Origin of the sequence: Lysinibacillus sp. C5.1, from assembly GCF_016350185.1 — a bacterium.
Lineage (GTDB): Bacteria > Bacillota > Bacilli > Bacillales_A > Planococcaceae > Lysinibacillus > Lysinibacillus sphaericus.
In genome coordinates, this window is record NZ_CP066226.1 from 3,205,907 (window position 1) to 3,218,794 (window position 12,888).

Consider the following 12,888-nt stretch of genomic DNA (forward strand, 5'->3'; position numbering starts at 1 on the left):
TAGGGACAGCTTTTTTAGTATTAATATTGAATTAAAGTTTTTACGCTTAAATCGCCAAGTTTTGCACGGCCATTTAGTTCTTTTAGCTCGATTAGGAATGCACAGCCAACAACTTCTCCACCTAATTGTTGAATTAAGCGTACTGTTGCCTCGACTGTACCACCAGTAGCTAGTAAATCATCACAGATAAGTACTTTCTGACCTGGTTTGATGGCATCTTTATGCATTGTTAAAGTATCTTTACCATACTCTAAACCGTAATCTGCACTAATGACTTCACGTGGCAATTTTCCTGGTTTACGAACTGGCGCAAAGCCAATTTCAAGCGCATAGGCAACTGGGCAACCGATAATGAAACCACGTGCTTCAGGACCTACAATAATTTCTGCGCCTACTTCCTTAGCATAAGCTACGATTTGATCTGTTGCATATTTGTAAGCTGGACCGTTATCCATAATTGTTGTAATATCCTTGAAGCTGATGCCTTCTTTTGGCCAGTTCTCAACTGTTGTCACGTATTGCTTTAAATCCATAGTTCTTGCTCCTCCTACGAAACTGTATTCGCATATAAATTTAATCGTTCATCAAACCATTGCTTTAACTCTATATATGGCGCATAGACAAGTTTTTGCTCTATTTCAATCTGTTCAGAACGTTGTTTGTAAGACGGTGCCTCAGTTAATGCCGTTTTTGGCGCATTCACGTTGACAGTCGTCAGTCCACTCTCCATTCTAACAAAATTAAGCTCAAAAAACACCTGTGTCATAAATTTTAATGCTTCTAATGGCCAACCAGTATGTTTGGCTAAATCCGGTAAATGCATGTCTAGTGGGAATGCAGGACGTTGCTTTAAAAATTTATAGTACCACGCAAACTGCTCACGTGTAGGTATGCCATTAAAGTACTGGGAATCTGGCATATAGAAATGGGCATAAATACGTGTAGGTGCTGTTTTGCTTAACACATTTTCTAATAATTGAACATTGTGCGGTAAATCTAGCAACACAATATAATCTGTTTGCTCTACATTGGACAGCTCAGCATCTACTAACTGAATTGACACACCAAGCAATGAATGATAATAGCTGATTGTCTCAGGACGAAACGCCAAAAAGACCGCTTCCTCTTTTGGTACCGTGTGTAACCATCGAGATGTTTGGCGTATGCCACGAATATCGAATAATTGCCACTCTGTCGTTTGAACATCTTCAATCATAAACTGTGGCTTTTTACGTCCTTGCCATTCATTAATTTGAAGATCGCCAGTAAACGACACTTTAATACCGTAAGTCAGCTCATGGTATAAATGACCTTTGTTAAATCCTACACTATCCAATTTTTCAAGACCGTCAGTTAATTCCATTTTAATGTGATTTTCTGCAGCACCAATTTTTCGCATCGATGCGATTTCCACATCCTCAAGTACATATACTGGCTTTGGAAAATCAGTGCCAAAGGGACCGAGCATGGCAATTTCTTCAATAGCATCTGCGGAAATCTCATCAATTTTAAGTGGTATATCAATAGAAAGAACTGGCGTTAATTGCTCTTCGGTTAAACAAGCTCTTGCTTGCGCATCCAAGCGTGCGCGCAGTTCATCAACGTGCTCTAATGGCAATGTCATCCCCGCTGCCATCGGATGCCCGCCAAAATGCGGTAAAATATCTCTATTTTTCGCCAATTCATTGTATAAATGGAACCCTTCAATACTACGGGCTGACCCCTTTGCTGTCCCTTTCTCAAAATCTAGTGACAGTACAATTGTTGGACGATAATAAAGTTCAACAAGTCTAGATGCGACAATCCCTACAACACCAGCATTCCAGCCTTCCCCTGCAACAACTAACACAAGAGAATCACCAATTTTCTTATCTGCTTCAATGAAGGCAATCGCTTCATCGGTAATACTTTTCACAATATCTTTACGTTCTGCATTACATCCATTTAGTTGTTTGGCTAATGCTGTCGCCTTTGCTGTATCCTCTGCCATGAGCAACTCAACAGCTGGCGATGCTTCGCCCAAACGCCCAACTGCATTTAAGCGCGGTCCAAAGTAAAAGCCAATTGTTTCCTCATTAATTGTGGCTTGTTCCGCACTTGCCACCTCACATAACGCTTGAATCCATGGACTAAGTGAACGACGCATTTCCTCAATGCCACGCTTTACAAGATAACGATTTTCATCCACTAACGGAACTAAATCTGCAACCGTACCAATTGCTACAAATTCAAATAAATGGGTTGGCAGCTCACCATAAAGGGCATGTGCTAATTTAAACGCCACGCCAACACCTGCTAATTCACCAAATGGATAATGTCCTTCAGGTACACGCGGATGTAAAATGATATCTGCTTGCGGTAACTCCTCCCCTGGCTCATGGTGATCTGTCACGATGACATCCATTCCAAGTTCTTTGGCCACTCGGATTGGCTCAATCCCAGAGATACCGTTATCAACCGTTAGTATTAATTGAACGCCCTCTTCATGGGCTTCACGAAATAATGCTTCACTCGGACCATAGCCATGTAAAAAGCGATTCGGTATTTTAAAGGACACATCTGCGCCAAGGTCTAGTAAGACATGGAGCATTACCGTCGTACTTGTTACACCATCCGCGTCATAGTCTCCGTACACTAATATTTTCTCGTTATTTTCAAGCGCTTGTTGAATGCGCGCTACCGCTTCTGCCATACCATGCATTAAAAATGGGTCGTGAATATTTGCTTCTGTCATATTTAATAAGCTTTCTGCATCAGCTGATGTTGTACAGCCTCGTGCTGCTAAAATTTTTGCCGCAATAGCAGAAAGTTGTAAGTCATTTTGTAATGTTTGGACAAGTTGTGCGTCTGGACGCTCGACCTGCCATCTTTTTTTCGATAAAATCATTTTCTCACTTCCTCACGAAGGCTATTATACCGAAAATCGCGCCTATACGCACTATTCACTAGCTTACTAGTTTATCCAAATTGCATCAATGTTCTAAGATAACGTTTTTTGCATCCATAATAAAAAGCCTACTCTAAAAAAGAGTAGACTCGGTGCCAGGCACGCAAACAATTCTCACACAATTTGCTATAAAGGCGTTGACGTCTCAATCGTTCCTTTTGAGGCAGCGACTAATGCTTCGACCTTCGCAATGTTGCCTTTATGCAAGGCCTCTACTATTGTACTGCCTACAATGACGCCGTCCCCAAGTGCTCCCATGCTCACAACTTGTTGTGGTGTTGAAATACCAAAGCCAGCTAATACCGGTATGTGACACATCTCTCGCAGACGTTGAAAATGACCTTCTAAATCATCCGCAAAACTTGCACGTGCTCCCGTAATGCCGTTCACCGTTACAGCATAGACAAAGCCTTGACTAGCCGCTGCAATACGAGCAATTCGCTCTGGTGGACTTGTTAATGATACAAGCTGCACAATATCCACACCATGGGGATTTAACGTTTGACGCAGTATGGCACTTTCTTCAAGTGGTACGTCAGGGACGATTAATCCTTTGACACCCCCTGCCACACAAGCACTAGCAAATTGCTCTAAGCCATAAGCTAAAACAGGGTTAAAATAGGTCATCACGACTAATGGCACAGTAATTTCTTGACGGAATGATGCAAGTGTCTCCAAAACATTACGCAATGTTACACCTTCTGCTAATGCGCGCTCACCAGCCTGCTCAATAGTAGGACCGTCTGCAACAGGATCGGTAAAAGGAATTCCGATCTCAATAGCTGTTACCCCCATTTTTTGTAGCGACAAGATGGTGGGCTTTACTGTACTAAGTCCTCCATCCCCCGCCATAATATAGGGCACAAAAGCTTTATTCCCTGCATTTTTTACTTGTTCAATTGCCTGTTGTAAATTGGTCATGATTGCTCTCCTCCAAGTACTGCACGTACCGTATGGACATCCTTATCCCCGCGACCCGATAAACAAACAACAATAATATCATCTGCATCCATTTCTTGTGCAATCTTCGCAGTATAGGCAATGGCGTGAGCACTTTCTAATGCAGGTAATATTCCTTCCGTCCGACTTAGTAATTGTAAACCTTCAAGCGCCTCAGTATCTGTGATCGAATCAAACTTTGCTCGACCAATATCATGCAAATAACAATGTTCAGGCCCCTTACCAGGATAATCAAGGCCAGCCGAAATGGAATGAGCCTCCTGCACAAAACCATTGTCATCTTGCAGTAAATACATATACGCTCCGTGTAGAACGCCTAACTGCCCACCAGCAATAGCTGCTGCATGCTTTCCAGTGTCAATACCACTGCCAGCTGCTTCTACACCATATAATGCGACCGCTTCATCATCTACAAATGGATGGAACATGCCAATCGCATTGCTACCACCGCCTATACATGCGACTACTGCATCGGGTAAACGCCCTTCTTTTTCCAATATTTGCGTTCTTGTCTCCACACCAATGATACGTTGGAAATCACGTACAATTTTTGGGAATGGATGTGGACCTAGAGCTGAACCTAAAATATAATGTGTATCTTCAACATTCGTCACCCAGTAACGTAGTGCAGCATTGACAGCATCTTTTAATGTTTTTGATCCTGTCTCTACAGACTCTACCTTTGTGCCAAGTAACTCCATACGGAAAACATTTAATTGCTGTCGTTTAATATCTTCTGCACCCATAAATACGACACATTCCAAATTTAATAAAGCACAAGCAGTCGCTGTCGCTACACCATGTTGCCCTGCACCTGTTTCCGCGACGATTTTCTTTTTTCCCATACGCTTAGCAAGAAGTGCTTGGCCAATCGCATTATTAATCTTATGTGCGCCTGTATGGTTTAAATCTTCACGTTTTAAATAAATTTTGGCACCACCAAGCTCATTCGTTAAATTTTCAGCAAAGTACAGTGGCGTCTCACGTCCTACATATTCCTTTAAGTAATATGCTAACTCGTTCGTAAATGCCTGATCTGCCATCGCTTCATCAAATGCTGCCTCTAATTCAATTAATGCTGTCATTAAAGTTTCTGGGACATACTGCCCACCAAATTTTCCGTAGCGCCCTTCCTTTGTTGGTACGCTATTTGCCAATGAATGCATTATACTCTCCCCCTCTTTACTGCTTGTAGAAAAGCTGCTATTTTTTCTGTATCCTTGCTTCCCTCTGTTTCCACGCCACTTGAAACATCTACCATAAAAGGTGATACGAGTGACAGTGCCTCTTGAATATTGTCTAATTTTAAACCACCAGCTAAAATTAGCTTATGTTGTGGAATACCAGCAGCTTCAAGTAATGTCCAATCAAATGTATGCCCACTACCACCTTTATAATCTGTGCCAGGTGCATCAAATAAGTAATAATCCACATCGTAGTTAGTAGCTGCCTGCACATCTTCAACGCAATGCACAGACAAAGCCTTAATGGATGGATAGCCTTGTTGAATAATAAACGCTGGAGATTCCTCCCCATGATACTGTACATAATCCAATGGCACAGTTAATACTGCCGAACGTAATTCTTCAGGCGTTGGATTGACAAAGACACCAATTTTCTTTATTCCATCGGGTACATGTTTGGCCAATTGTTGCGCTTGTTCAATGGTTACTTGACGTTTGCTTGGCGCAAAGACAAAACCGATGGCATCTGCACCTGCCTGCACTGCGGCTTGCACATGCTGGACTTCTTTCAAACCACAAATTTTCACTTTCGTCATAGTAATGCACCTGCTTTATTTACTTGTAATTGTTGAAGTGCTACACCTGCATCGCCACTGCGCATTAATGACTCTCCTACAAGAACAGCACTTGCTCCCATCGCTGCAACCTTTTTGGCATCATCACTATGCCAAATTCCGCTCTCGCTAATAAGCATACGTTGCTCCCCAAATGGAAAGACTTTTGCAATTTCTCTTGTTCGCTCTAAATCCACTTCAAATGTACGCAAATCTCGGTTATTGACCCCAATTAGCTTTGCCCCAACAGCGAGTGCTCGTTCAAGCTCTTCAATATCGTGCACTTCGACTAATACTTCAAGACCTAAACTTGTGGCGAAGCGATATAAATCTTGTAACATTACATCGTCAAGTGCTGCAACGATAAGTAAAATGATTGATGCTCCAGCAGCCTTCGCAAAGCGAATTTGCACACGGTCAATCATAAAGTCTTTACACAGAAGTGGCGTTTGAACCGCCTTCGCAACGGCTGCTAAATCTTCAAACGAGCCTTGAAAAAACATTTTATCTGTTAAAACCGAAATGGCGGCTGCACCAGCTTGTGCATAAATTTTTGCCTGTTTTACTGGATTAGCGCCCTCTGCAATAAGACCTTTGGATGGAGATGCGCGTTTCATTTCGGCGATAACTTGTAACGTATCAGCAGACTTTAACGTTGCAAAAAGAGCGTTACGTTTTATCTCGTTGCAATTGGCTAATGGATCTGGTTGTGTAAGCAATGCGTCTACTTCTATTTTCTTCTGTTCAATTATTTTTGTTAATATATTCATAGCCCAATCTCCACTTCTTTTATTTTTTCACTAAAGGCAACAACTGCCTCTAATTTCTGCAATGCACGGCCGCTGAAAATACTATCTTTTGCCATTTCAACACCTTCTTGAACGGTTTGTGCTGTTCCTTGGCTGAACAAACCTATTGCGGCATTTAACAATACCGTATCGAAATAGGCACTTTGTTCACCAGCGAGTAATTTACGCATAATAGTTGCATTTTCATCAGCATTGCCACCGCGTATCGCTTCTAGGGGTGCATAGTGTAGCCCGACATCTTCTGCTGTTAAGGCAAATGGAATTAAGTCACCTTTATCTACTAAGATGGCTGTATTTTGTCCGGCAAGTGATGCTTCATCTAACCCTTTCGGACCAGAAACGACAATCGCCCGCTCCCGTCCAAGCATTTGTAAAACAGAGGCATATTCCATTACAAAGTTGGGACGATTAATGCCCGTAAATTGTGTGGCTAAAGGGACGGGATTTGTCAGTGGGCCGACAAGATTAAAAATAGTAGGCTTTCCTAAGGCACGTCGTACTTCCCCAATACGTTTTAATTTCGGATGGACATTTGGAGCATATAAAAAGGCAATTCCTTCTGTTTCTAAAAGTGTCAGTGTTTGTTCAATCGATATATTCGTATGAATACCTAAAGCCTCTAACACATCTGCACTACCTGATGCAGAAGAAATTTTGCGATTCCCGTGCTTCGCCATTTTAACGCCTGCTCCTGCCAAGACAAAGGCTGATGCAGTACTAATATTAAATGTATTTAAGCCGTCTCCGCCTGTACCACAGTTATCCATATAAACCCCAGCTTCTGCTGGCACTTGGAGCGCAAACGAACGCATTACTGTTGCTAATGCTGCAACTTCATGTGCCGTTTCACCCTTTGCAGATAAGGCTATTAAAAATTGGGCGATAGCATCTTTTGGCGTCTCCTGTTGGAACATCCATTGAGCTGCTTCAATCATTTCTTCATACATTAAATGCTGTCGTTGCTGTACCTTTTGTTGTATACTGTCCATCATTTAGCCCCACCTTCATATTCTAAATGTTGTAAAAACAACTGTTGTTCTGCTGTTACATGTGTCAATACACTGCCGACATTTGAATATTTAGTTACCATAACAGTGGCTTGTGTATGCATCTTTTCGTTTTCCACTACAATGGATTTGCCTGTTAATGAAAAATCTAAATGCCCATTAAACCCTATAAATCCAATAGCTCCACCAAAAACACCTGCTGTTTGAGCTGTTTTTTCTACTGTTTGCTCGTTTGCGATATTAATAGCTGCGAATGTTGGCATCATAGCAGCCAATACATCTACTCCATGAAGCATCGGTAAGCGCTGCCCCTCCAGACGTGATGTCATATGCATGGCTTGCTTTGACCGCTCAATTTTCATCGTTTCAACTAGCTTGATAGAATCAGGGAAACAAACAGTGGCTAGTTTTTGTTGTACAGCCGAAACAAGACTTGCATGCGATTTCCTTACCTCAGCATTTTCATATAGCTGATGTTCATTATCTAAATCTTCTACGTTTGTTGCACCTCGTGCACAAGAGCCTTCCGTTGGCGTCGCAATGACATGTTCATCTTGTACTCGAACTAAACTTTCAGGTGATGTTCCCAGCACAATATGATCATCGAAAGTGACAAAATACATGTACGGCGCAGGCGTTTTTTTACGTAATTGGCGATAGAGCGCCAATGCATCTCCTTGTATATTGGCAATAAAGCGTTTGGACAGGACAACACGTGTATGCTCTTCGCTTAACGTCTTAGTTAACGATGTCACAGTGGATTCAAGTTCTTGATTTGATAGCGTTGTTAGTCCATCATAACTCCATGTAGTATCCTCCCCTTCATTGCCCGTTAACAACTGGTGAGCTAGCTCCTCTAAATTTGGCTCTTTTTTTTCTGCATCGATGTTCGTATGAATGCAAGTCACCTCATCCGTTAGATGGTCAAACACAATAATGGTTTCATAGACATGGAAATGAACATCTGGTAGTTCTAACATTCCTTGATGATTTAAAACGATGTTCGTTGCATTACTACCAATATAACCAACGGCACCACCTGAAAAAGGAAATTCGGTTGTATTAGAAATACGTGGCATCAAGCGCTTCAACAGTACAAAAAGATCACCTTTATGTGTATACGTTTTTCCTGTTTTATAGGAATATTCCTCTATCTCATCGCCCACACCTTTATAGGTTTTTCGTGGATTAGCACCGATAAAAGAATAACGTCCTGCGCCTTCATGCTGTGCTGAACTCTCCAGTAAAAATTTATGGGTGCCTTGCAAGCGTCTAAAAATTAAGATTGGTGTTAATGAATCCCCATTGATTGTTTTCATCTTTGTTCTTGAACTGGTTGTTTGCATATCGACAAAACCCCTTTATTAAAATAAATTTGCATATACGAGTTGGGAAAAGCATCAAAACAAAACAAAAAAGCCCTCTGCAAAAAGGAAAATTCCTAATTACAGAGGACGATCATGACCGCGTTGCCACCTCATATTAGAGCTAAAAAGCTCTCACTTATGTGCTTCAACCATTTTATCGTAAATTAAATCAATCGCTGTGGTTTCAGGCGAAGGATTTTCAGGCATGCGCCCTAATCAACAGCTGTGTAAGACACAACCGTCATGATGGAAGCACCCCCGATAACGTGGGGAATCCGTTTGCTATTATATAGCAACTCTCATAAGTCCATTCACATAAGCTACAAATCAGTTTACACCGACCACTGACTCTCTACATTGCACACTTATGCTACTACTCTTATTCAACAATTTCTCAGCTATTCTCATCTATGCTCTGCTCATCTGTTCTAAGGTCGATCTCGCTCCCGAGACCTTCTACCATATACCGAACGAAAAGTTAGCCTTATTCTATGCCAACCTACAATAATTGTCAACCAATTCTGATAAAAAGATTAAAAAGCTGCTTATTTCTTGTTGTATTTGTGAGGCACTTTCATTGTTTTTACGAGATAAAACAGACCGACAAACAAAAACATAACCCCAAAAATATCCAATACAATATTTTTAAACAATTCATCTTTTACTGTTGTATTTAAAAAGAAAGAGCCCACCAGTACAATCAATAAACTTAATACGATTTTCAGCAATTTCATCGAAAATTCCTCCTATAAAATCACTTTTTGGTTTATTTTATCGTATTTATTATATATAATTTTTATATCATATTTATAGTCTTTTTAATTAAGAAAGGAGTATAATCATGAAAAAATTGTTAAATTCCACATTGTTAATTCTACTAGTATTTTCTAATTTCTCTCCCCCATTAGCAATAGCAGAAGTAACAACCAACAATAAAAACTTTATCTTAACCGACACATAATGAAACTTTCAATGTCACAATAAATATTAATAACGCTATAAAAACGGTGATTGTAGATGACGGATACATAACTGAAAACATTGTTTACGACACAATAAAAAATGAAATGCTTTTAAACGGTGAAAAAATACCTGATGAAATAGTAAATTCTTTAAAACAATTTGCAGAAATTGAAAAAGAAGATACTATAATCAATTACTCTCAATCTACACTCTTACAAAACCATAGACCAGTTCCTTTATCAATTGACCAAGGAGCTGGAATTGGTTCAACATGGGTCTATGAATTTACAAACTATGGACAGATTAATGTAACTGGCTTAACTAAAGCTGCACTAATAGGAGCACTGGCCGCAATACTTACAAAAAATGTAATAGTAGGTGTTCTAGCTTCTATAGCAACAGCAATTTTTTCCTCAGTTTCTTCTGAAAGAGGTAGTGTATATTACAAACACATTAGATATACCAAACCTCACGAACAGTTTCCTTTACTATACAAAAGATATAAAGAAGAAGTATATTTTTATAAATATTCACAGTACACGGGACTAATTAGGCACGAAATAATCTATCATTGACACTATAAAGTACCATAATTAAATACATTGATATTTTCAACAAAAGTTTCAATAATTAGTAAAACTACTAATCCTAACATTAAAAAAGAGCCATCTCAACTGATGTTGAGATGGCTCTTTTAAGTATTTATTAAACAGTCGGCTCGTCTGTTCCCCATTGTTTTTTCTCTTTTTTACGCAGTTGACCATCTGATTTTTTCATCTCACGTACTTTTAATGAGTACCAGATTTGGGCTGCGATACAGATAGAAGAATACATACCTGTAATTAAACCGATTAACAATGCGATAGAGAACGTTTCAATAGATGGTGCACCGAAAATAAGGAGTGACACGACTACGATAATTACAGTTAACACCGTATTCACCGAACGTCCCATCGTTTGACGCAACGATTTATTAACAATGTTCGCTAATACTTCACGGTCTTTAATTGTATCATATTGCGCTAAGTTTTCACGCATCCGGTCAAATGTAACAATTGTATCGTTAATGGAGTAACCAACAATTGTCAGTACGGCAGCAATAAACGTAATATCCACTTCTAAGCGCATAAAGCTAAAGACAGCGATAATTAAGAATACATCATGTAGCAGTGACATAATCGCACCTACACCCATACGCCATTCAAATCGAATGGCTACATAAATGATAATCCCAAGTGCAGCAAGTGATAATGCTTTAATCGCATTTTTCACTAGCTCTTTACCGATAGTAGGAGATACAGTACTTACCCCAGGCTCATGGCCGTATTTTTCTCCTGCTACCTTTTTGAATTTTAAAATGTCACTTTGTGATAAGTCATCTTTATAACGGATAACCGCCATTTTACTTTTCTCACCTGAAAGCACGATATCATCAGATGGGAAACCGATGCTAGCCACATATTTTGAAACTTCTTCTTTTGTTAACGTTTGATCTGCTTCAATTTGCACGCGCGTACCACTTGAGAAGTCAATACCAAGATTTAAGCGGAAAATCCCTAGTACAACGATTCCTGCTACAAAAATAGCTAACGAGAACGTATAGAATTTTTTACGGTTGTGTACAAAGTCGAAACGATCAAATTTTGTTGATAAATTTAATGTACCGATATTTTCATCTAAGCTATGTTGTTTCGATTTTGGGATACCAAACCATGCTGGATTATTAAAGTAACCACTATTTACAAGTAACCCTAGTAGTACACGTGAACCCCACACAGCGGTTAGGAAGCTTAGTAAAATACTAATGATTAATGTTGTTGCAAATCCTTTAACAGAGCTTGTCCCGAAGTAGAATAATACAGCTGCAGCTAATAATGTTGTTAACTGTGCATCGACAATCGCTGATAAAGATTGTTTTGAACCAAGCTGGAATGCTTGTTTAACTGAATAACCAACACGCAGCTCTTCTCGAATACGTTCTGCCGCTAGAATATTCGCATCCACGGCCATCCCTATTCCGAGCACAATCGCTGCAATACCTGGCAATGTCAATACGGCATTAATCCAGTCGAACACAAGAAGAACTAAGAATGTAAAAATAGCAAGAGTAATGATTGAGATAAAGCCCGGTAAACGGTAGTAGAATAGCATAAATAGGAAAATAACGATTACGCCTACAATACCTGCAAACACTGTACTTTTCAATGCTTGGTCACCGAATTGTGCGCCCACTGATGTAGAATAAATCTCATCAAGCTTCACAGGAAGTGCACCAGCATTTAAAATGCCTGCTAAATTTTTAGTTTCTTCAACTGTAAAATTACCGCTAATCATAACATCCGTTGTATTTAACGTTTGACTTACTGTTGCTGCAGATGCATAGCGAGGCTTCGCTTTTTGTGATTCCGCTTTATAAGAATCGACACCCTCTTCAAAGTCTAGCCACACAACAAGTAAATTTTGACCTTGTGGTTTGGCAGCAATTTTACTTGTAATATCTGCAAATTTTTTCGCATCTTTTAACGTTAGCGAAACAATTGGACGGTTTTGTTGGTCAAAGGAATCCGTCGCACCATCAGCTTTTAAATCATCACCATCTAGTAGTAAATTATCATCGACATCACGGAATGTTAAATTAGCAGATGTAGATAGCATTTTACGAGCAGATTCTTGGTCTTCAACCCCCGCTAATTGCACACGAATACGGTTTTTGTCTTCAACCTGAATGCTTGGTTCACTTACGCCAAGCTCGTTGACACGTCTACCCAGTGCAGTTGACGTTGCGGTTACAACTTCCGGTGTGATTTTTTGTCCTTCTTTTAATTCTTTGACCTCATAAAGTACCTCAAACCCGCCTTGTAAATCAAGACCAAGCTTAATGTCCTTTAAGATGTCTTGTGCAGTCGTACCCATGGTAGAAAAAAACAGCACCATAAGTAGCACGAATGCAACAATTCGACTTCTTAATTTCATCTATAAATCCTCCTCGAATTGGTGCAAGGGCATCCCTTACACTGCAAACAAGTATACTAGCAAT

At 40.0% G+C, this 12,888-nt stretch carries 11 protein-coding genes and 1 other annotated feature; of the genes, 1 reads left to right on the forward strand and 10 read right to left on the reverse strand.

All coding sequences use genetic code 11. From position 1 onward, the window contains the following. Positions 1-20: 20 nt before the first annotated feature. The 9 genes from I5435_RS15665 to I5435_RS15705 form a co-directional block, all read right to left on the reverse strand. Positions 21-533, reverse strand: coding sequence for an adenine phosphoribosyltransferase (locus I5435_RS15665; protein ID WP_024363155.1), 513 nt, complete (start codon positions 531-533; stop codon positions 21-23). Positions 534-547: 14 nt separating this feature from the next. Next, positions 548-2,887 (reverse strand): single-stranded-DNA-specific exonuclease RecJ, encoded by a 2,340-nt coding sequence (recJ, locus tag I5435_RS15670; protein ID WP_029747278.1) that lies wholly within the window; start codon positions 2,885-2,887, stop codon positions 548-550. Between the two features lie 186 nt (positions 2,888-3,073). Beyond that, a complete protein-coding gene (trpA, locus tag I5435_RS15675) occupies positions 3,074-3,868 on the reverse strand; it encodes a tryptophan synthase subunit alpha (protein WP_337982566.1) in 795 nt (264 codons plus the stop codon). Next, a complete protein-coding gene (trpB, locus tag I5435_RS15680; protein WP_025220104.1) occupies positions 3,865-5,073 on the reverse strand; it encodes a tryptophan synthase subunit beta in 1,209 nt (402 codons plus the stop codon). Before trpB ends, trpA begins: the two co-directional genes overlap by 4 nt. Further along, a complete protein-coding gene (locus tag I5435_RS15685; protein ID WP_337982567.1) occupies positions 5,073-5,687 on the reverse strand; it encodes a phosphoribosylanthranilate isomerase in 615 nt (204 codons plus the stop codon). Before I5435_RS15685 ends, trpB begins: the two co-directional genes overlap by 1 nt. After that, on the reverse strand, positions 5,684-6,475 hold the full coding sequence (gene trpC / locus I5435_RS15690; RefSeq protein ID WP_337982568.1) for an indole-3-glycerol phosphate synthase TrpC: 792 nt from the start codon (positions 6,473-6,475) through the stop codon (positions 5,684-5,686). Before trpC ends, I5435_RS15685 begins: the two co-directional genes overlap by 4 nt. Next, positions 6,472-7,503, reverse strand: a complete 1,032-nt coding sequence (gene trpD, locus I5435_RS15695) for an anthranilate phosphoribosyltransferase (RefSeq protein ID WP_258842968.1) — start codon at positions 7,501-7,503, stop codon at positions 6,472-6,474. The genes trpC and trpD overlap by 4 nt, the downstream gene beginning before the upstream one ends. After that, positions 7,503-8,867 (reverse strand): chorismate-binding protein, encoded by a 1,365-nt coding sequence (locus I5435_RS15700; RefSeq protein ID WP_337982569.1) that lies wholly within the window; start codon positions 8,865-8,867, stop codon positions 7,503-7,505. Before I5435_RS15700 ends, trpD begins: the two co-directional genes overlap by 1 nt. A 101-nt stretch (positions 8,868-8,968) precedes the next feature. Further along, positions 8,969-9,284 (reverse strand) — a binding site (T-box leader). 149 nt (positions 9,285-9,433) lie between these two features. After that, positions 9,434-9,622, reverse strand: a complete 189-nt coding sequence (locus I5435_RS15705; RefSeq protein ID WP_108029851.1) for a hypothetical protein — start codon at positions 9,620-9,622, stop codon at positions 9,434-9,436. Positions 9,623-9,895: 273 nt separating this feature from the next. On the opposite strand from I5435_RS15705, the gene I5435_RS15710 reads away from it, so the two are divergent. Then, positions 9,896-10,426, forward strand: coding sequence for a hypothetical protein (locus I5435_RS15710; RefSeq protein WP_337982570.1), 531 nt, complete (start codon positions 9,896-9,898; stop codon positions 10,424-10,426). A 130-nt stretch (positions 10,427-10,556) separates the two neighbouring features. Here I5435_RS15710 and secDF read toward each other — a convergent pair whose 3' ends face one another. Next, complete coding sequence (secDF, locus tag I5435_RS15715; protein ID WP_337982571.1) at positions 10,557-12,824, reverse strand: protein translocase subunit SecDF; 2,268 nt, start codon at positions 12,822-12,824, stop codon at positions 10,557-10,559. Between the last annotated feature and the right edge of the window lie 64 nt (positions 12,825-12,888).